We start from the raw sequence: 368 nt of genomic DNA, 5'->3' as shown, positions 1-368 counted from the left end.
CCAGCTGGTAGAGCCGGGTTTGCGTGACCGCGCCATTGCCGTTCTCATCGGTGTCCGCACCATGGCTGGCGCCGGGCGGCTTGCCGTCGATGGTCACCTGGAAGCGCACCGCCTGCCCATTGGCCGCCGGGCCGAGCACGAGGTGCAGGTCGCGGGCATGGAAGCGGTAGGCGATGGTGCCGTTGGCGCGGTCAAGTGTCCCTTGCTCCGCTTCCACGGTCCAGCGGCCAGACAGCCCCCAGCTATTCAGGTCCAGCTTGCCGACCGTGTAGTCGCGCGCCGCATCGGGCCGCAGGCCGCCGGGGGAGGCAAAGTTGGTGGCCTGCTGGTAGCCGACATAGGTCTCGCCCGAGCGCACGTTGTTCAGG

General features: G+C 69.0%; 1 pseudogene. It reads right to left on the bottom strand.

Features of this window, described 5'->3' with window-relative positions:
• Positions 1 to 368 (bottom strand): annotated as a pseudogene (locus AC1DMY_RS21080) (cytochrome c biogenesis protein DipZ); the annotation flags it as partial.

Source organism: Dyella sp. 01L423, from assembly GCF_056399945.1.
Note: the sequence above shows the minus strand (reverse complement) of the source record. Positions and strands in the feature narration are given on the sequence as shown.